The sequence below is a fragment of the Aedoeadaptatus acetigenes genome, assembly GCF_025566985.1.
GTDB lineage: Bacteria > Bacillota > Clostridia > Tissierellales > Peptoniphilaceae > Aedoeadaptatus > Aedoeadaptatus acetigenes.
Map to the genome: position 1 here is coordinate 22,521 of NZ_JAOQJD010000013.1, position 19,045 is coordinate 41,565.

The 19,045-nt window shown below is 46.4% G+C and carries 17 protein-coding genes and 2 pseudogenes; 10 read left to right on the forward strand and 9 right to left on the reverse strand.

Going from position 1 to position 19,045, the window contains the following annotated elements:
* Positions 1-48 precede the first annotated feature (48 nt).
* From OCV31_RS07780 to OCV31_RS07790, 3 genes are read right to left on the reverse strand one after another with little or no spacing between them, the layout of a single operon-like run.
* Entirely contained in the window at positions 49-765 is a 717-nt protein-coding gene (locus tag OCV31_RS07780; protein WP_148474056.1) for an ABC transporter permease, read from the reverse strand.
* Complete coding sequence (locus tag OCV31_RS07785; RefSeq protein ID WP_148474058.1) at positions 762-1,577, reverse strand: ABC transporter ATP-binding protein; 816 nt, start codon at positions 1,575-1,577, stop codon at positions 762-764. Before OCV31_RS07785 ends, OCV31_RS07780 begins: the two co-directional genes overlap by 4 nt.
* A complete protein-coding gene (locus OCV31_RS07790) occupies positions 1,574-2,374 on the reverse strand; it encodes a MerR family transcriptional regulator (protein ID WP_267303889.1) in 801 nt (266 codons plus the stop codon). The genes OCV31_RS07785 and OCV31_RS07790 overlap by 4 nt, the downstream gene beginning before the upstream one ends.
* 210 nt (positions 2,375-2,584) lie before the next feature.
* Here OCV31_RS07790 and OCV31_RS07795 point away from each other — a divergent pair, with 210 nt between their 5' ends.
* From OCV31_RS07795 to OCV31_RS07825, 7 genes are all read left to right on the forward strand, one after another.
* Positions 2,585-3,067: an NAD(P)H-dependent oxidoreductase gene (locus OCV31_RS07795; RefSeq protein ID WP_148474060.1), complete on the forward strand. Its 483-nt coding sequence runs from the start codon at positions 2,585-2,587 to the stop codon at positions 3,065-3,067.
* Entirely contained in the window at positions 3,064-3,834 is a 771-nt protein-coding gene (locus tag OCV31_RS07800; protein ID WP_148474062.1) for a hypothetical protein, read from the forward strand. The genes OCV31_RS07795 and OCV31_RS07800 overlap by 4 nt, the downstream gene beginning before the upstream one ends.
* Before the next feature lie 937 nt (positions 3,835-4,771).
* Complete coding sequence (locus tag OCV31_RS07805) at positions 4,772-4,975, forward strand: PLD nuclease N-terminal domain-containing protein (protein WP_004837780.1); 204 nt, start codon at positions 4,772-4,774, stop codon at positions 4,973-4,975.
* Complete coding sequence (locus OCV31_RS07810; protein WP_148474064.1) at positions 4,975-5,889, forward strand: ABC transporter ATP-binding protein; 915 nt, start codon at positions 4,975-4,977, stop codon at positions 5,887-5,889. Before OCV31_RS07805 ends, OCV31_RS07810 begins: the two co-directional genes overlap by 1 nt.
* Positions 5,886-6,653, forward strand: coding sequence for an ABC transporter permease (locus OCV31_RS07815; RefSeq protein WP_148474066.1), 768 nt, complete (start codon positions 5,886-5,888; stop codon positions 6,651-6,653). The genes OCV31_RS07810 and OCV31_RS07815 overlap by 4 nt, the downstream gene beginning before the upstream one ends.
* A 13-nt stretch (positions 6,654-6,666) precedes the next feature.
* Complete coding sequence (locus OCV31_RS07820) at positions 6,667-7,770, forward strand: helix-turn-helix domain-containing protein (protein WP_148474068.1); 1,104 nt, start codon at positions 6,667-6,669, stop codon at positions 7,768-7,770.
* Between the two features lie 410 nt (positions 7,771-8,180).
* A complete protein-coding gene (locus OCV31_RS07825) occupies positions 8,181-8,447 on the forward strand; it encodes a hypothetical protein (RefSeq protein ID WP_004837776.1) in 267 nt (88 codons plus the stop codon).
* Positions 8,448-8,521: 74 nt separating this feature from the next.
* Here the strand turns inward: OCV31_RS07825 and OCV31_RS07830 are convergent.
* Positions 8,522-8,964 (reverse strand): annotated as a pseudogene (locus tag OCV31_RS07830) (relaxase); the annotation flags it as partial.
* Between OCV31_RS07830 and OCV31_RS09710 the strand changes: the two are divergent.
* A pseudogene (locus OCV31_RS09710) lies at positions 8,943-9,065 on the forward strand (helix-turn-helix domain-containing protein); the annotation flags it as partial. The pseudogenes OCV31_RS07830 and OCV31_RS09710 sit on opposite strands and share 22 nt — an antisense overlap.
* A 180-nt stretch (positions 9,066-9,245) precedes the next feature.
* Here OCV31_RS09710 and guaA read toward each other — a convergent pair.
* Positions 9,246-10,778 carry a glutamine-hydrolyzing GMP synthase gene (guaA, locus tag OCV31_RS07835; RefSeq protein WP_148474071.1) on the reverse strand — a complete coding sequence of 511 codons (1,533 nt, stop codon included), beginning with the start codon at positions 10,776-10,778 and terminating at the stop codon, positions 9,246-9,248.
* Between the two features lie 146 nt (positions 10,779-10,924).
* Here guaA and OCV31_RS07840 point away from each other — a divergent pair, with 146 nt between their 5' ends.
* On the forward strand, positions 10,925-11,500 hold the full coding sequence (locus OCV31_RS07840) for a helix-turn-helix domain-containing protein (RefSeq protein WP_267303890.1): 576 nt from the start codon (positions 10,925-10,927) through the stop codon (positions 11,498-11,500).
* A gap of 13 nt (positions 11,501-11,513) precedes the next feature.
* On the opposite strand, the gene OCV31_RS07845 is transcribed toward OCV31_RS07840, so the two are convergent.
* The 3 genes from OCV31_RS07845 to OCV31_RS07855 are packed head-to-tail and all read right to left on the reverse strand — an operon-like array spanning position 11,514 to position 15,699.
* Complete coding sequence (locus OCV31_RS07845; protein WP_267303891.1) at positions 11,514-12,008, reverse strand: NUDIX hydrolase; 495 nt, start codon at positions 12,006-12,008, stop codon at positions 11,514-11,516.
* On the reverse strand, positions 12,005-13,612 hold the full coding sequence (locus OCV31_RS07850) for a CTP synthase (protein WP_148474077.1): 1,608 nt from the start codon (positions 13,610-13,612) through the stop codon (positions 12,005-12,007). The genes OCV31_RS07845 and OCV31_RS07850 overlap by 4 nt, the downstream gene beginning before the upstream one ends.
* An 8-nt stretch (positions 13,613-13,620) precedes the next feature.
* Complete coding sequence (locus OCV31_RS07855) at positions 13,621-15,699, reverse strand: glutamine synthetase III (protein WP_148474079.1); 2,079 nt, start codon at positions 15,697-15,699, stop codon at positions 13,621-13,623.
* A 444-nt stretch (positions 15,700-16,143) separates the two neighbouring features.
* On the opposite strand from OCV31_RS07855, the gene proS reads away from it, so the two are divergent.
* Positions 16,144-17,586, forward strand: coding sequence for a proline--tRNA ligase (gene proS / locus OCV31_RS07860; RefSeq protein WP_148474081.1), 1,443 nt, complete (start codon positions 16,144-16,146; stop codon positions 17,584-17,586).
* A gap of 57 nt (positions 17,587-17,643) precedes the next feature.
* Here proS and OCV31_RS07865 read toward each other — a convergent pair whose 3' ends face one another.
* Positions 17,644-18,903 carry an ArnT family glycosyltransferase gene (locus OCV31_RS07865; RefSeq protein WP_148474083.1) on the reverse strand — a complete coding sequence of 420 codons (1,260 nt, stop codon included), beginning with the start codon at positions 18,901-18,903 and terminating at the stop codon, positions 17,644-17,646.
* Between the last annotated feature and the right edge of the window lie 142 nt (positions 18,904-19,045).

A 19,045-nucleotide genomic window follows, 5' to 3' on the forward strand; every position in this document is an offset into this window, starting at 1 on the left:
ATGAATCGAGTGAGCGTGGGCGCACTCGATTTTTTATTGCGTTTTAAACTAGTTTTTTGCTTGTTTTTTTACGGCGATGCCACAGACAATGACCGCCAAAATAAAGAGAAGGGCCATGTACCGTAGATTGTCATAGCAGAATCCGTGATTCAGCATCAACTGAAAACCCCAAGGTGCAGGAAAGACTCGCCCTATTTTTTCCAAACCATCGGGAAGGAGCGAACCGGGAAACAGAATGCCCGACAGCATGATCGATGGCAAAAAAACCAGTTGCGCGACCATAGTCAATTTCGCTTGACTTTTTATGGTTAATCCTAAAACACTTCCTATGCTTAAAGACACGAGAATATAGATGGCCAAGGCAAGAAAGAAGGCCGGAAGATCCGAAGGCAAGGTCGCATCAAATAAAATCGGCGCAAGCATAACGATGGCGATCCCGGTAAGCAAGAGATGAAGAAAGGCTGAAACCAACGTGGTAATAAGGCCCAAGTATACGGGCACACCGTTTGCCTTGTACATTTTTTTAATATCGCTTCCGTAGGTCTCAATGAGCGACGGCGGCATGCCGATAAACGCCCCCATGGAAACACTCATGACGATCATGGATTGAATGAGGGTGTTTTCCATTTCCGGCATAACGGATGTAAAGATGCCGCCCATAAGGAGGAAAAATATCAACGGAACAATGTAACAGGCTACCAAGAGGGATTTGCTCCGCATATCCAACTTCCACTGCAAGGCGATGCCGTATAAAAAACCTCTCATTCTTCTTTCCCCCTTGCCATTTCGATGAAATGTTGTTCCAATGTTCCGCGATCGACTTTTATGTCCAAAAGATGGGTACCCTTTTTCTTTAAATCCTGAAGTAGGGAAATCAATGTATCTTCAACGGTGTCCGTCTCGTAGGTACTGTCGCCGTCTCGGGTTTTTATGTGGATGAGGTATTTTTTTCCAATGGTTTCTGTAAGTTCCGATACCGTGCCGCAGAAAGCGATCCGGCCGCGATTTAATATGGCCAAACGGTCGCATAACCTTTCAACCTCCGCCATATCGTGACTGGCCAAAACAATGGTCTTGCCACGTGCTTTCAGTCTACGAATCCGGTCGTGCAGTGAAACCCTGCCTTCCACATCCAGGCCCGCCGTGGGCTCGTCGAGAAAGAGTATGTCCGGGTCGCCGATCATGGCAAGGGCCAGGTGCAGCCGTCTTTTTTGTCCCGTGGACAATTGGCCGTATTGTTTTTTCTCCATATTCTGTATGCCCAACGCATCGAGGGTGGCCGGATCCAGTTTCGATCGGCTCCATGTTGAGAACAATCCGACGGCCTCCATGGGTTTTATATGGGCGGGCAGAGATGAAGACTGCAATTGTATGCCCATTTTGCCCTTCACGTCGATGGATCCGCCGTCGTAGCTTCTCAAGCCCTCGATGCACTCCAAAGCCGTGGTCTTTCCCGCGCCGTTTACGCCGAGGAGGGCGAAGGTTTCGCCCTCTTCGATATAAAAACTTAACCCGTTGAGCACTTGGTTCTTTCCGTAACTTTTCTTTAATCCACGAACGTCGATCGCACGATTCATTCTTTCACCCCATGCAACGGATCTTTCCCCGGCGTCGAAAAATAAATTTTCAGAGCCGGCTCCAGGTAGTCGTTTATCTTTTTTTGTCTTTCTTCCCAGGCATTGGTCGCCGTGTCGATGGTGCCGATCTCCATGAGTTTCGGGAGCATCGTCATATCGCCATTCGTAAATTCCATGATCAATTCCCAATACGCTTCCACAACCTCTTGACACCGCTCGCTTTCCGGAGGCACCTGCGCCTCTTGGAGGGCGAGGATCTCATCGCTTAAGCGATTCAAGCGATCCATAAACTTTAATCCGCTTTCTTTGTTAAAGCGATTGCGAATCTTATCGAGGGTCTCATCATCGAAGCGTTTGATAAGGGAGTATGAGTCGTTTTTCATTTGCAAATTCACAATGATGTCTGCATACTTTTTAAAATTGACCGTCTGCATTTGCAATACTTCTTCCCGCAACTGCTCGATTGATGTCAGAGAAGCCTTTAGCAACTCAATTTTCTCCCGTATACTATCCGCCTGATCCGCGAGAGCTGCAGCCACATCCTCCGGGGTCTCCAGAGAAATCAAGCGATGCTTAATGGCGTCTAATGAAAAACCCAAGGACTTTAAGGCCTTTATTTGATGGAGGCGAACAAGATCTTTGTCCGTATAAAGCCGCCTTCCGCCCTCACTTTCCGCAGAAGGAGATAATAGGCCCTCCTTGTCATAATACTGTAACGTCCGAACCGTTACGCCCATTTTCTTTGCCACCTCTCCCACCGTCATGAACTCCGGCGGTATGCTTCGATGTTTTGTCACGTCGATCGACCTCCTGTGCTTTACTATACATCATAACGTAGCGTCACAAACAAGACCCTGTAAGTGAAACACTGTATTTTCTTATCCACGCTCGAACCACTTCATGGCCACGCTTCAAAATTCAATTTACACAAATTTAACGAGCCACCGCCTCCGAAGGATGTATACTGGATTTATGTAATCCTTCGTAATTTGTGCAGGAGACGATCCATGAAACTTTTGATTCACGACATGATCGGCGCGGAGTGGAGCTTCGCCGCAGATAAGGTGATCGTAGCCGACGGCAGGTACGCGCCCTGCAAGGGCTGTTTTCACTGCTGGACGAAGCACCCGGCCCGCTGCGACTATAAGGATTCCCTCGAGGAAATTGCTCGAGTGCTCGGCGAGGCGGACACGCTGATAATCGTTACGAGAAATTGCTACGGCTCATATAGCCCCCAAGTGAAGATCCTTTTAGACCGGGCCATCGGCACCTCCACGCCCCTTTCCACCTATCGGGGCGGGAAGATGCACCACGGCCTGCGCTACGGCAAAAAAGACGTCTTTCTCGTTTCCGTCTACGGACCCGTGACGGAAAAGGAAAAGGCGACCTGGCGGCTTCTCGTCGCAAACAATGCCGTAAACGAGGGCTACCTTCGCCACCGAGTGGACTTTTTCCCCTCCTCGGACGATGTGAAGGAGGCGCTGACATGAAGACGGTCCTGCTCTGCGGCAGCCCGAAGAAGCGGCTGAGCGCGTCGGCCTTCCTCCTGAAACTTGCGGCTCTTTTTATTGGCGGCGAAAAAACTTTTGTGGCGATCCCCGCGGTCCCTTCCCGCTACGACCCTATTTTGGATGAGTTGAAAGGTGCGGACAATCTGCTCTTCGCCATGCCCCTTTATGTGGACGGCGTGCCCGGCCACGTCTTGGCCTTTTTGGAGGCGCTGGAGGCGTTCGCCAAGGAAGAAGATCTGCATCCACGCGTCTGGGTCGTCGTAAACAACGGCTTTATCGAAGGGCGGCAAAACGCGCCCTTCATGGCCATCATGGAAAATTTCTCCGCGGCCTGCAGCTTTTCCTTTATGGGCGGGCTGGGCATCGGCGGCGGCGTCATGCTCAACGTCATTCGAATCCTCTTGGCGGCGCAATTTTTCCTGATGCTCATCCTCATTTTTGCGGGCTACCTCGCCGAGGGGCGTTGGATCGTAAAAGAGCCCGCAGAAAACTTTCTTTTAAACCTGCTCATCAACGGCGCCCTGGCATCCGCCGCCCTTCTCGAGCTCATCTCCCTGGCGCGGCACATCCGCAGGCAAAAAGACTTCGGCACAAAATACACCCGCATCCTCCTGCCTGCCTTTGTCTTTATCGTCGTCGCCGATGTGTTCTTCTTTATCGCCTCCCTTCTTCAAGGCGGGTTATTTCGCGGCTGGCTCGCAAAGAAAAAGCCCACCGACGCCTATTTAAAGCGGAGGATGGACTGAATTGCAAATACGCAGTTTAAAATAGGCCGATTTAATACAAATACGCATTAAAAAAGGATAGGCCTGTGCCTATCCTTTGCTTCTCCCCTTATTCCCATTCTTCTTTTCTAAACGTCCGATATATCCAGAACCGTTCAAAATACTAGATTCTATTTTTTAGTGTATCACTAAATTCATCTAATTATAGGACGTTTTCAGATTTTTAGTCCCGTCCCAGTCCCAGTACCGGAGAAATATTGCTTTAATATAATATCTCTTAAGCTTGTTTATCAAGTTTTTAAATTAATGTCACTTCGAATTTACTTCATTTTTACTTTTTGCTTTGAGGGCTTAAATCTAAATATATTTCATGGTGATTATCCAGCCTATGGATATAAGATAAAAGATTTAGAAACCTAAAACGAGGAAATTTTGTTAAAGTATTTGGACTAAATATAAACATTGATAATAACTGAAAAGAACATAAAAATGCTCGTATTTTGTCTTCTAAGCTCTTAAAAGTAAAAGAAAAAGTAAAGGATCAAGATAAGGATAAAAAGTCTATATTAGGGCAAATAAAAAGCTTTAAGACAGATGACAAAGCTAAGTCAAATAAGAAAGAACATAGCAAAGGAACAGAGAGATAAATATCGGCAGTCTTCGGACTGCCTTTATTTTTTATATGTATATAGGCTGTATAATGACGTAATATGTGGAAACTGTAATATTGACGGAAAAATAAGATAATAGATTATAAAAGTATTGGAATCAATGTTTTATGGGGGTTACAAGAACTCTTATAAGTATTTTTTTAAGAATATGTTAAATGAATTTCAACAATAAATACTTAAGAAAAGTTTACTTGTAGTTGATAAAAATAGGATAAGTTAATTAATAGTTTCTTGACGGTTGATTAAGTAAAATCATATGATATATACAAATAAAGGGGGGTTAAAAAATGCCAGATATTATTAGAGAATACTTGCCGATACTTATACCTATTATTATTTTAGAAATTGCACTTATGATCTATTCATTAAGTCATGTTTTAAAACACGATAGATATAAATTTGGAAGCAGAACTATGTGGATTTTAATAGTTGTTTTTATTCAAATTATTGGACCTATCTTATACTTAACAATAGGTAGGGAGGACGAATAATGGAAGCGCTAAAAATTGACAATCTTCACAAATCTCTTGGTAAAAATACGATTATTAATGGATTATCCATGTCGATTCCTGAAAATACAATCTTTGGGTTTTTAGGCAAAAATGGTGCTGGAAAAACTACGACAATGAAAATGATTTTAGGATTCTTGAAAAAGGATGAAGGTTCCATTAAAGTCTTTGGAGAAGAAGTAAGTTTTGGTCAGTCAAAAACCAATCGATTTACAGGGTATCTTCCAGATGTTCCTGAATTTTACGGTTATATGACAGCAAAGGAATATCTGAATCTATGTGGGGCTATAACTGGTCTTAGCAAAAATGAAATTAAAAACAAGAGTGTGGAACTTTTAGAATTGGTGGGATTAAGAGATGTCAATAAAAGGATTAGCGGCTATTCTAGAGGCATGAAACAACGCTTGGGTATTGCCCAAGCCTTGTTAAATAGTCCCGAATTATTAATATGTGATGAACCCACTTCTGCCCTAGATCCACTTGGAAGAAAAGAGATATTGGACATTATATTAAAGATAAGAGACTCTACAACTGTTATTTTTTCCACACATATTTTATCAGATGTTGAAGCAATCTGTGATCATGTTGTGGTGCTTGATAAAGGGAAAAATGTACTGGAAGGTTCAATAGATGAACTTAAAAATATAAAGAGGAAAAACACAATTAAAATCAGATTTAAGTCGAAAGAAGAACTAAAGGCATTTAAGTCACTAGATAAATTTTCAAATCTGTTAACAAATGAAAAAGGAGATACTCTATACTTAACAGACGAAGACAATCAACTAAAAGACCTCGATATTTTATATGAGCTATATAAGTTAAACATATTTCCTGTAGAGTTAAAAATAGAAGAACCTACATTAGAAAATATTTTTCTGGAGGTGACGAAAGCATGAGGATATTTTTATCTCTTTTAAAGAAAGAAGCTATTGAAGGTACAAGGACTAAAAAAATGACTTCTACCTTTATCCTGTTCTTGTTTATTGGGTTAATAAGTCCTTTGACAGCTAAATTAACTCCCATGATACTTCAATCCATAGCGACAGGAAATATAGATATTAACGTAGCACCACCATCAGAAATTGATTCTTGGACACAATTCTTTAAAAATATTAGTCAGATAGGTATGTTTGGATTAGCCATTATATTAAGTACTCAAATGGCAAATGAATTCCAAAAGGGAACCTTGATTAACTTGTTATCTAAGGGTCTGCCAAGGTATCAAGTCGTGATATCGAAAATTTTTTATAATTTTATTTTGTGGTTTATTGCTTACTTTTGCTCATTTATACTAACTTATTTCTACACAAAGTACTTTTTCGGGATTTCATTTCCTATTAGAAATATACTTATGGCAGCCTTGCTTCCTTTTATATTTGGATTATTCTTAATATCGTTAGAGATATTAGCTGGAGTGATTTCAGGAAATGTTATAGGTACATTAATATTAACGACAGCTGGGATTGTAATTCAACTTATATTATCTATTCGAGATGAAATTGTTAAATACATGCCCATCGCATTGATAGGAAAGCCTGTGAACCTTATAAAAGGAATAGGATATGATGACTACTATGTACCGATTATTACGGGCAGTATTTTGCTTATACTGTGTATCGTAATTTCGATTGCTATAATAAACAAAAAACAAATCAGTTAGGAGGTAAAATAGAATGCTAAAAATTGGAGAAAATATTCTTCAGAAGCGAAAAGAAAGAGGCCTAACTCAGGAAGAATTAGCAGAATTCATGATGGTAACAAAGGCTTCCGTATCAAAATGGGAGACAGGTCAAAGCCATCCAGATATTTTACTTCTACCAAAACTTGCCACTTTCTTTAATATAAGTGTGGATGAATTAATAGGATATGACCCAGATTTATCTTCAACTCAAATACAAAAATTTTATATAGACTTAGAGAATCGTGTCACTGATACAGATATGGATAGTATCGTAAAAGATATAAAAATCAAAATAAAACAATACTATTCTTGCTTTGAACTACTATACTATATGGCTTTGTTTATTTTGAACCATTGTGATTTAGAAACTGATGATGTAAAGAAAGAGGAATATCTCGAATACGCAAATAATATATTAAAGAGAGTGTGTGAGGATTCGAAAGATTCTATACTTAAAGATAAATCACTGAGTTTAAGGGCAGCTTGCCTGATTAGTTTAGGGAAATCAGAAGAAGCACTAAATATTTTGCCATCTTCTGACATGCTATCTATATCTAAAGATTGTTTGGTGGCTTCAGCTTATTTAAAAACAAAGAAGGAAAATGAAGTAGATCAAAAACTACAAATAATGATTTATAAGAACGTAATTGATTTAATCACCCTTCTTATGATGAAGAGTAGTTTGCATAATGACGATTGGGCAGAAACATTGGAGAGAGTAGAGAATTTAATAGAAACTTTTAATCTTATTGAAATAAATATTTCTATCGTTTTAAATTTCTATTTATCCTTGGCGACCCATTATATTGAAGATAATAACCCAAAACTCGCTAGTCAATATGTAGAAAAATTACTCAGCCTGATAGTAGAAAACAAGGAAAAAGCCTTTAAGATAAGAGACGATGAGTATTTTAATCAAATAGGTGAATGGCTTGATGAAAATTTATTATTATCTACGAATCCAAATAGAAGTGACGATATGATTGTTCGCTTTTATATAGATGCAATAGCGAATAATGAAAACTTTAAAGGAATTATTTCTGATGGAAAGGTAAAATCATTAGTTGATAAGGTTAAGGAGATTTACTCTCTATAATTAAATAATACCATTAGATAAAAGATTGTAATTTTGTTTATCCATTCCTAAGTAATAGACTTTTACTTAAGTTTACACAACTTTAACAAGCTGTCAATTTTTCATAAAAATTTAGAGTTGATCTAATAGGAGGATTTTTGGCAATATGAAGAATGGTTAAAAATATATGAATACTGGTAGTATCCTTATCATGAATATATCAAAGGTTAGCTGAAATCGAAATATAGACGCTATATAATTAACGGAAGAGTAGATAATGAGCTAAAAATTCAAAATGATATTTGAAAAATAATATGATTTAAATACAATGAAAATCAGTTTCTTGGAACTGAAACTACATTTTTGCTAAAAGCATGATTAAATCGATTATGTTGAAAGATTAATAAGTTGAACACAAGAGAGGAGTATTTATGAAAGAAAAATTAAGTAAGAAGATTTTTTTACTAGGACTTGTAATATTTGTGATTTCTTGCCTACTTCCAGTAGATATATTTGAACGCTGCACAAGTCTAAGACCAACTGGGCTCACATCAATGTTTGTCTGCCCGATTATTGGACTAATAGGTTTAATAATTGGTGTAAAAGAAAAGGATAAGTTGTTTATGGCATTAAATATCCTTTTGATCTTATTACTTCCTATAGCAATGTTTGTAGGTCATCTAGTAGGATCTCTTTAAGTAAAATAATAAGTTTAGAGTAAAAATTTGTAAATAATCTTAAAAAAGCTATAGGCATATCCGCTTATAGCTTTTTATCTCTCCACTTCCTTTCCATAATAATTTTCATAGTTTTTCCTATACTGAACAAGGTCAGAAAATTGTTGTTTATTCAAAGAATACTCTTGCATGAGGGTGTTCTTTTTTTCTTGCAATTTATCGAGTTTGGTTAGTACTTCTTTTGTGTTTGGTAGTTTTTTATAGTTTTCTAAGATTTTTTAGCGGCTATTTTGTAGACGGAAAGTTCACTATAATATTCTTCTTCAAATTGCCTATCTTTAGGATTCTTGTTGTGGTATTTATATATTTCACGATACTTATTAATAGTATTTATATTTTCCATATCTTGGGATAAACTCTTCATCTCAGTTTCAATTTTCTTTATTTTATCTAATAAGTCTTGTCTATCATCAGCAGATTTTTTGATTAGATCATCGAGTTGAGTAATTGAATTAATTCCTTTATTTTCTAATAGAATGGAATGAAATGAGAAAAAAGCATTATAACGATGAGATAACAGACGAAGAATTTGAAGATTGGAAGTTATCTTACCCTAAAAAATCAAGATTTTTAAAATAAAAATATGTACGCAAAAAGACCGCAGTCTAAAAACTACGGTCTAATTTTTTGTCCAAATGTAAACCACTTGGAACTATTATTCAATTTATTCTTTTTTACTTCCAGTACCATTTAAGTACCAGTAGCCATTGTTCATTCTCTTTATAGCTTGTAATTAAGCCATTTTAGAAAATTTTGCTACTATTCCCATTCAATCGTTGCCGGGGGTTTCGAAGTAATATCGTACACAATGCGGTTGATGTGTTCCACTTCGTTGACGATTCTGACGCTCACTTTGTCCAGCACCTCGTAGGGGATGCGGGCCCAATCGGCGGTCATAAAGTCGGAGGTGGTGACGGCGCGCAATGCCAGGGTGTAGTCGTAGGTTCTGAAGTCGCCCATGACGCCGACGCTTCGGTTGTTGGTAAGGACGGCGAAGTATTGGTTGATGTCGTGATCCATGCCGGCTTTGGCGATTTCGTCGCGGAAGATGTAGTCGGCATCGCGCAGGATGTCGAGTTTTTCTTCGGTGATTTCGCCCATGACGCGAATGGCGAGGCCGGGTCCCGGGAAGGGTTGGCGCCAGACGAGTTTGGGATCGAGGCCGATGGCTTCGCCCAGTTGTCTGACCTCGTCTTTAAAGAGGTCTCTTAAAGGCTCGATAAGGTCTTTGAAGTCGACGACGGAAGGAAGGCCTCCGACGTTGTGGTGGCTTTTGATGACGGCGGCGTCTCCCGCCCCGCTTTCGATGACGTCGGGGTAGATGGTGCCTTGGGCCAAGAAATCGACGGCGCCGATTTTTCTGCCTTCGTCTTCGAAGACGCGGATGAATTCTTCGCCGATGATTTTCCTTTTTTGTTCGGGATCGGTGACGCCTTTTAAGCGCTTTAAGAAGCGGTCTTTTGCGTCGACGCGAATGAAGTGCATGTCGGTGTCTTTAAAGGCTTCTTCCACTTCGTCGCCTTCGTTTTTGCGCATGAGGCCGTGGTCGACGAAGATGCAGATGAGGTTTTCGCCGATGGCATCGACGAGGAGTTTGGCGCACACGGAGGAATCCACGCCGCCGGAGAGGGCGAGGAGGACTTTTTTGTCGCCGACTTTTTCTTGGATGGCGCGCTTGGCCTCGTTGGCGAAGTCGTGCATGTTCCAGTCCCCTTTGGCATGACATACTTTTTTCAGGAAGTTGTCGATGATTTCGTGACCGTTTTCGGTGTGGTTGACTTCGCCGTGGAACTGGATGGCGTAGATGTTTTTCTCTCTGTTTTCCATGGCGGCCACGGGGCAGCTGTCAGTGGAGGCCACGGTGCGGAAGCCTTCGGGAAGTTCTTTGACGTAGTCCACGTGGCTCATCCAAGTGGTTTGTTCCACATCCAGGCCGTCGAAGAGTTTCGATGCGGGATCCACCATGGTTTTGGTTTTGCCGAATTCCCGCTTGTCGGATTTGGTGACGGTGCCGCCCATGTTTTTGGCGATGAGTTGCATGCCGTAGCAGATGCCTAAAATGGGCAGGCCCATGTCCAGGATTTCCGGATCGATGTCCGGGCTCTTGGCGTCGTAGACGCTGTTGGGGCCGCCGGTAAAGATGAGGCCGATGGGCTTTTCTTTCTTAATGGCATCCAGGGCTTTTTTGTAGGGGACCACTTCCGCGTAGACGTTTTTTTCCCGCACGCGCCGCGTGATCAGTTGATTGTATTGACCACCGAAGTCGATGACCAGTATTTTTTCTCTTTCCATGGAAAACCTCCTTTTCGGCTTTTATTATAGCATATTCGGTTCGGGTCTTTTTCCCGATGGGTTTCATTGTTTTTTCAATTTTTCGATGAATGTATGGTATACTATGTTCAGTATATGTTTTTACATTGAATACAGGGGGGTGTTGTATGTCCGGAAAGTTTTCGGGACAAAAAATTCGTACCATGCGCAAGGCGCTTGGCATGAGTATTAAGGATCTGGCCGAGGCCTCGAATCTGTCCACGGGGCTGATCAGTCAAATCGAGCGGGATTTGGTCTCGCCCTCGGTAAACGCCATGTTGCGCATTGTGGATGCTTTACATACGACCATGGGGGAATTTTTCGAGGACGTGCCGTCGAAGAAGAAGCCCACGATTATCCACAGCGGCGAGCATAAGATGTTGGATGACGGCGCCACGGACCGCCGGGTGCGCCTTCTGTCGCCTGAAGGCCGCCGGGAGTACGCGGTGATGGAGATGCGTTTTGAAACGGCGGACAAAAAGGACGTATTGCCCACGACGGGCGACGAAGGCGAGGCCTTCGGCTTTATTAAGGCGGGTCGGCTCACGGTGATGGTGGACGATGTGGCCTATCCCGTGGAAGCGGGGGACAGCATCGCCTTCGACCGCGCCGCCAGATACGCGATGTTTAACGAGCACAAGGAGCCGTGTCTGTCCACGTGGGTGTTTCTGCCGCCGGCGGATTTGAAAAAACAGGGGTCATGAGATCCCTGTTTTTTTATGTCCAGGCTTCGAAAAAATCGCGGTAGTAGGACAGTTTCGTCATGTGTTTTGTTTCCACCCAGTTCATGATGGCGTCTTTGTCCAGGAAGATAAAGTCGTCGACCTCTTCCGGATCCAAGGTGATGTCTTCTTCCGCGAGTTCTTTTTCGACGCGGTAGATGTAGTAGTGGGCGGGAAATTCGGTGATGATTCGATCCAATACGAGTTCTTCTTCCCGAAGGAGGATGCCCATTTCTTCCTGCATTTCGCGGATCATGGCTTCCTCGGGCCCTTCGTCTTTGACGACGCTGCCGCAGGCGGTACAGGACCAGTAGCCCGGGAAGTTTTTCTTTTTCATGGAGCGCTTTTGCAGGATGTAGCGCCCGTCCGGGGTGCGGATCCAGGCTTCCACGACGCGGTGGTAGCGCCCTTCGGGGATGGGCTCGCCTCGGCGGAGCACGTCGCCTGTGGGCCGATTGGCTTTATCGTAGAGATCCCAAAGTTCGCTCACGCCATGGCTCGCTTTCCTGCGGCTTCCACGAATCCGTGGAACAAGGGGTGGATGTGGTTGGGCCGGGATTTAAATTCCGGATGGAATTGGCAGGCGACGAAGTAGCTGTCTTGATCCAACTCGATGACTTCCACCAGATCCAAATCTTCGTTGATTCCGGCGATGGCAAGCCCGGCTTTTCGCAGCATGCCTCTGAATTCGTTGTTGAATTCGTAGCGGTGGCGGTGGCGTTCCAAGATGTCCGGCTCTTTGTAGAGCTTGGCGGCGCGGCTGCCTTCGACGAGGTGGCAGGGGTAGTTGCCCAAGCGTTGGGTGCCGCCCATGTTTTCCACGCCCACTTGTGCTTCCATGAGGTCGATGACCGGGTAGGGGGTATTCACGTCGAATTCCGTGGAGTTGGCGTCTTTTAAGCCGGCGATGTTTCTCGCAATGTCGATGACGGCGATTTGCATTCCCAGGCAGATGCCGAAGTAGGGAATTTCATGTTCGCGGGCGTATTTCGAAGCGCGGATCATGCCTTCGATGCCCCGCTCGCCGAAGCCGCCGGGAACGATGATGCCGTGAACGTCTTTTAATGCAGCATCCAGCGCCGCATCGTCTACCAAATCTTCCGCGTCCACGTAGTCGATGGTGACCAGGCGGCCCATGTCGTAGCCCGCATCCAAGAGGGCTTGGGTGACGGAAAGGTAGGCGTCGTGGAGCTGGACGTATTTGCCTACGAGGGCGATGCGAATGGTGCCTTCGGCCTGTTTAAAGGCTTCCACCATGTTGCGCCAATGGTCGGCGATGAGGGCTTTGGGCTCCAGCTTCAGGTGGTTCATAATGATTTCGTCGAGGTTTTGTTCCCGGAACACATTGGGTAGTTCGTAGATCAAGTCCACGTGGCGGGATTCGATGACATTTTCTTTGGGCACGTCGCAGAAAAGGGAAATTTTGTTGCGAATGGAGGCGTCGATGGCGCCGTCGCTTCGCGTAATGATGATGTCCGCCTTGATTCCTTGGCTCATGAGTTGTTTAAAGCTGTGTTGGGTGGGCTTGGTCTTCAGCTCGTCGCTTCCCGGGATCACGGGGATGAGCACGGTGTGCACGAAGAGCACATCTTCCACGGCGCATTCCGAGTGGATTTGGCGAATGGCTTCGATAAAGGGAAGGCCTTCGATGTCGCCGACGGTGCCGCCGATTTCGGTGATGACCACATCGGCACCGGATTCTTTGCCGGCGCGGTAGATGGCGTGTTTGATTTCGTCGGTGACGTGGGGAATGACTTGCACGGTAGCGCCGTCGTAGTCGCCGCGGCGTTCTTTTTTAATGACGCGGGAGTAGATTTTTCCCGTGGTGACGGAGGCGGCTTTGGTGAGCTCTTCGTCGATAAAGCGTTCGTAGTGGCCCAAGTCCAGGTCCGTTTCCGCCCCGTCGGCGGTGACGAACACTTCCCCGTGTTGGTAGGGGCTCATGGTGCCGGGATCCACATTGAGGTAGGGATCGAATTTTTGCATAAACACGCTGAAGCCGCGATTTTTTAGTAAGCGGCCGATGCTCGCCGCGCTGATGCCTTTGCCGATGCCGGATACCACGCCGCCGGTTACAAATATATACTTCGTCATAATGCCTCCTAATTGAGTCCTGTGAAAATATCTTCGTAGGTGGGAATCATCCAGTGTTTTCTTGATATGCGACTTTCCAGTTCGTCGCAGATTTTGCGGATGTGGGGGAATTGGGTAATGACTTCTTTTTCGAAAAATTCCGCCCGTTCGTAGCCTTCCAAGGTCTTGGCCTTGGCGTAGGTGGCCTTTAATTTCTTGTGGCGCAAAAGCAGCTCTTCAAAGAGCACGTTTAATGTTTCCAGGCGCTCTTCCAGTGCCGGGTTGTTCAAACGGCCGGTGACGTTTAAAATGTCGTTCAGCTCCGCCACCACCGCCGGCTCCACGTCTTTCGAAAGCATGGTCATGAGGGTTCTCGCTTCCAAAAAGTCGTGAACGGACACGGATTCCAGGCCCACTTCGTAGATGGCCTCAACTTCGCTTTCGCTGAGCACGTCGTAGTCGCCGAAGATTTTGATTAAGTCCTTGTCCTTTAAGGCCTGAATGGCTTCGAAGAAGGTTTGGTAATGGGGCAGGCCCCGCCGCTCGGCTTCTTCCACCCAGGCTTGGGCGTAATTGTCTTTGTTGTAGAGAATCCGCTCGTGATCGCTTACGATTTCCGCGATGACCGTGTAGGCTTCTTTTCTCAAGGCCTCCTCATCTTCTGCAAAGGGCTCCAGACGCTCGGCGATTTTTCTCAGGCTGTGGCCCAAAGTCGTGTTAATGACAATATTTGCATCGGCCCCGGTCATGGAGGAGCCCACCATGCGGAATTCGAATTTGTTGCCCGTAAAGGCCAGGGGACTGGTGCGGTTGCGGTCGCTGGAATCCCTCGGCGTGTAGCCCAGGGAGTTGATCTTGATCTCCGGCGGCGCTTCGATTTTCGCGTGGTACTCTTCGTGAGCGATGTCTTTTAAAATCTCTTCCAGATCGTTTCCCAGGAAGATGGAAATAATCGAAGGGGGCGCTTCCAATCCGCCTAAGCGCCGATCGTTGGACGGCCCGCCCGATGCGATGCGGAACAGGGGCGCGTAGTCGTCGGCGGCTTCGATCATGGCCGCGAGGAATAAGAGGAAGGTGAGGTTTTCTTTGGGATTGTCCCCGGGATCAAAGACATTTTTGCCGTAATTGGTGGTGAGGGAATAATTGTTGTGCTTGCCGCTGCCGTTGACGCCGGCAAAGGGCTTTTCGTGGAGCAGACAGACCAGGTCGTAGTCGGTGGCGGTTTCCTTTAAGATGCTCATAATGAGCTGATTGTAGTCCACGGCGATGTTGGCATTTTCAAAGAGGGCCACGATTTCAAATTGGCAGGGGGCCACTTCGTTGTGCTCGGTCTTGGCGAAGATGCCCAGTTCCCAGAGTTTTTCGTTAACGGATTCGTAAAAGGCCATGACCCGCTTGGGAATGCCGCCCAGGTAGTGGTCGCCCATTTCCTGGCCCTTGGGGGCGCCGGCGCCGATCAAGGTGCGGCCGATGCTTTTTAAATCGCTCCGCTTGTCGTAGTGGCGCTTGTCGATAAGGAAAAATTCCTGCTCCAGGCCCACTTTCGGCTTCATGCGGTAGGTGTATTCCTCTTTTTCGAAGAGATTCACCACCCGGGAGCCGTGCTCGCTGATCAGGCCCATGGACGCGAGCAAGGGGCCTTTCTTGTCCAGCTTGTCTCCGTTAAAGGACACGAAGATCGTGGGGATGTATAAAATCCGGTCGATAATAAAGGAATTGGCCGTGGCGTCCCAATAGGTGTAGCCTCGGGCTTCGAAGGTGCTGCGCATGCCGCCGGTGGGAAAGGACGATCCGTCGCTTTCGCCGCGAATCAATTCCTTGCCGGAGAAGCGCTGAATCACGTCGTATTTGTCCGTGCGGTCCAAAAAGGCGTCGTGTTTTTTCGCCGTGAGGCCGTTTAGGGGCTGAAACCAGTGGCAGTAATGGGTAGCGCCCTTTTCCATCGCCCACTCCTTCATAGCGTGGGCGATGGCATCGGCGGTCTCCCGATCCAAAGGCGCCTCGTTCCTTATGGCGTTTTTCCATCGGTAGTAAATGGCGTGGGGCAATCTTTCCCGCATCATGCGCTTGTTAAACGCCATTTCCCCGAACTTTTTGTCTAGATCCATATTCCCTCCTAAAATAGAAAAAATTGGTTCTCTCGAAAGATAACCAATATAAAAAAACCTATGACCCTCGCGGTGCAAGGGGTGTTTTCTTTTATAATAGTAAAAGGAATTTTCAATGTCAAGAACCGATGGCGGAGGCCGGGAAAAAATATAAATTTTACCTCTCCATCACTTGACAAAGGGCCTCGTCCCTGTATAATGGATGTATTCAAAAACTTCGATGGAGAAAAGTACGTGGGGCTAAATCTCAGGGAGTCGAATTCACCGATTGAAAGATTCGACGATGGCTGCCCGCAGAATCCCGCTCCGGAGTTGTCCGCAAAACGGACCGCTTGTCCCGTTACGACATTGAGGATACCCGATGAGGGTATTGAATTTGGGTGGTACCACGGTTTTTCGTCCCTGAGAAACCGTGGTTTTTTTATTGGATTGAGGAGGCACACATTGGCTAAAGACAAGGAAAAATTTGTAAGAGAGATTACAGCCCGCGACGAAGATTTCGCTCAGTGGTACACCGACGTGGTATTAAAGGCGGAAATGGCGGACTACGCCCCCGTGAGAGGCTGCATGATTATTCGCCCCTACGGCTTCGCCGTGTGGGAGCGGATTAAGGAAGAAGCGGATAAGCGCTTCAAGGCCACGGGCCACAAAAACGCCTACTTCCCCATGCTGATTCCGGAACATTTGCTGCAAAAGGAAGTGGAACACTTCGACGGCTTCGCCCCGGAAGTTCTGTGGGTTACCCACGGCGGCGACGAAAAATTGGCGGAACGCCTGATCGTGCGCCCCACATCGGAGACGATTATTAACTCCATGTACTCCAAATGGGTGCAAACCTATCGGGACCTGCCGGTGTTAATTAACCAATGGTGCTCCGTCTTCCGCTGGGAAAAGACCACGCGCCCCTTCCTTCGCACGGTGGAATTTTTATGGCAAGAAGGCCACACGGTTCACGAAACCTACGAAGACGCTCAGGAAGAAACCCTGCGCATTCACGAAATTTATCGCCAAGTCATCGAAGATGAAATGGCCATTCCCGTTATCTTAGGCAAGAAGAGCGAATCGGAACGCTTCGCCGGCGCCGACGCCACCTACACCCTGGAAGCCATGATGCACGACGGCAAGGCACTGCAATCGGGCACGAGCCACAACTTGGGCCAAAATTTCGCGAAGATGTTCGACATTCAGTTCCAAGACAGGGAAGGCAAGCTCGCCACGGCCTGGACAACGAGCTGGGGCATTTCCACCCGCTTAATCGGCGGCCTCATCATGGTTCACGGCGACGACCGAGGCATGGTTATGCCGCCTCACGTGGCGCCGACGCAAGTGGTCATCGTGCCCATCGCCATGCACAAAGAAGGCGTCAAGGAAAAAGCCCAAGATCTCTACGACAGCCTGAAGAACCGCTTCACCGTGGAACTGGACGACCGGGAACAATACAGCCCGGGCTGGAAATTCAATCAATGGGAACTGAAGGGCGTGCCCTTGCGCGTGGAAATCGGCCCCAAGGACATCGAAAAGAACCAAGTGGTCTTCGTGCGTCGAGACACCAACGAAAAGATTTTCGTTCCCATGGAAGACCTGGCGGAGAAGATCGACGACATGCTTGAAACCATTCAAAAAGATATGTTTGAAGCGGCGAAAAAGCGCATGGAAGAAAATACCTTTACCGTCACCGACTACGACGACTTCAAGGAAAAAATGGCCGCAGGCAATCCCTTCCTAAAGGGCATGTGGTGCGGCGACGAAGATTGCGAAGCGGAAATTAAAGAAGAAACTACCGCCACCATTCGCTGCATTCCCTTCGAAGAAGAACACCTGGCAGACACCTGTGTCCACTGCGGCAAGCCCGCCAAGCACATGGTCTACTACGCAAAAGCGTATTAATCCCACAGAAAAAGCACTCGGACTCTACTCACCCGAGTGCTTTCGTTTTGCTCGAATTTAATTTTCCATTTTCTGTTTCTTCAACCCTTCCCGGTAGGCCTGCTTGCCGCGAATGTAGCGGCGCGCGCGCCGGAAGATGTCCACCGCCGCGGGAATCAAAAAGCCGATGGCCACGTAGCGGAAAGGCAATAGGGTCTGGGCGTAGCGGTCGAAGACGTAGGCGTAGGCGTACATGTAGACCTGGGCGAAGTAGGCGAAGAGCACGAAATAGGTTTCCGCCACGGTCCTTTTCGCGAGAAGCACCGCCACCGCCGCCGCCATGGCCAAGGTAAAGTCCAATTGCCGCAGATGGATGATGGGGTATCTCGTTTTGGGAATCACCTCGTCCCAGTAAAAGGTTTTGAAGAACATGCTCTTGGGCTTGAGCCACAGATAGCTTTTCAACATGGACTCCCGGTCGTCTTTCCACCAGTAGACCATGCGGGCCCGGGCCAATTTTTCGTCGGCGAGAAGCTCGAAGTAGCGCTTGTGCTTCGCCGCAAACTTGCCGTCACTGTTTTTCAAAAAGACGTGTTCTTCATACACCTCGTCCACAAACTTCCTGCGATCGAAAACATCTTCCGGCGGGTAGCCTTCTCCCTGAAAGGTGCCGAGAAGCAAGGGATTGCCGATGCCGTAGGTGGTGGGAATGAAGGCGCAGAAGTGTTTGTAATTGCGCACGCTCCAGGGAAGCATAAAGGCCAATAGGGCCACGAAGATCAGAAAGGCCTGGCCGTAGAGGCGGGTGGAGGGGTATTTCTTGATCCATAAGTAAGGCAGGGGCAGGAGAAAGAGGCAAAGGGCCTGGGCCTTGAGAAGAAAAGCCAAGTAGGCGCTTGTAGCCATAATGATGAAGCCCGCCCAATCTTTTCTGTTTCCCATGCGAATCACGCCGTAAAGGTAGAGGGTCACGAGAAAAAGATAGGGCGTCTCCGCCAGAATCAAATTGTCCTGCCAGGCGAAGTCCGGAGTAAAGTACATGAGCGTGGGAAGGACGGCGGCGTAAGTGGGGGCCTTTTCCCGAATGGCCAGGTACGTAAACCAGGCGGCCATGGTGCCCATAAAGCACCAGGCCACTTTCAGGGCGAGCCAAAGCCCGTGGCCCGTGCCGAAAATTTTCGCGAAAAGAGCGATAATCAGGGGAAGTCCGGGCATAATTTGAGCGCTCACCACGCCGTGCATGGTTAAGGTGGCGGTGCGGTACATGGTGATCCCCGCCTTCATGTAGCTTAAATCGTCGCTCTTCAGGCCATAGCTTGGCCCTAAATGGGACAACATCCACAACCGCTCAAAAAAAAGCAACCACACAATGGCAAGCATCACCCAATGGTTGCGAAAAAAATTGCCCCTTTGCCGAAACGAACCTTCCACCGGCCGCCCTCCTTTTCCATCTCTTAGATGTTCATCATACCACCTTTTA

Coding starts and splice junctions, on each gene's coding strand:
- OCV31_RS07780 (WP_148474056.1), bottom strand. CDS start 765: ATGAGAGGTTTTTTATACGGCATCGCCTTGCAGTGGAAGTTGGATATG.
- OCV31_RS07785 (WP_148474058.1), bottom strand. CDS start 1,577: ATGAATCGTGCGATCGACGTTCGTGGATTAAAGAAAAGTTACGGAAAG.
- OCV31_RS07795 (WP_148474060.1), top strand. CDS start 2,585: ATGAAACTTTTGATTCACGACATGATCGGCGCGGAGTGGAGCTTCGCC.
- OCV31_RS07800 (WP_148474062.1), top strand. CDS start 3,064: ATGAAGACGGTCCTGCTCTGCGGCAGCCCGAAGAAGCGGCTGAGCGCG.
- OCV31_RS07805 (WP_004837780.1), top strand. CDS start 4,772: ATGCCAGATATTATTAGAGAATACTTGCCGATACTTATACCTATTATT.
- OCV31_RS07810 (WP_148474064.1), top strand. CDS start 4,975: ATGGAAGCGCTAAAAATTGACAATCTTCACAAATCTCTTGGTAAAAAT.
- OCV31_RS07815 (WP_148474066.1), top strand. CDS start 5,886: ATGAGGATATTTTTATCTCTTTTAAAGAAAGAAGCTATTGAAGGTACA.
- OCV31_RS07820 (WP_148474068.1), top strand. CDS start 6,667: ATGCTAAAAATTGGAGAAAATATTCTTCAGAAGCGAAAAGAAAGAGGC.
- OCV31_RS07825 (WP_004837776.1), top strand. CDS start 8,181: ATGAAAGAAAAATTAAGTAAGAAGATTTTTTTACTAGGACTTGTAATA.
- guaA (WP_148474071.1), bottom strand. CDS start 10,778: ATGGAAAGAGAAAAAATACTGGTCATCGACTTCGGTGGTCAATACAAT.
- OCV31_RS07840 (WP_267303890.1), top strand. CDS start 10,925: ATGTCCGGAAAGTTTTCGGGACAAAAAATTCGTACCATGCGCAAGGCG.
- OCV31_RS07850 (WP_148474077.1), bottom strand. CDS start 13,612: ATGACGAAGTATATATTTGTAACCGGCGGCGTGGTATCCGGCATCGGC.
- OCV31_RS07855 (WP_148474079.1), bottom strand. CDS start 15,699: ATGGATCTAGACAAAAAGTTCGGGGAAATGGCGTTTAACAAGCGCATG.
- OCV31_RS07865 (WP_148474083.1), bottom strand. CDS start 18,903: ATGTTGTCCCATTTAGGGCCAAGCTATGGCCTGAAGAGCGACGATTTA.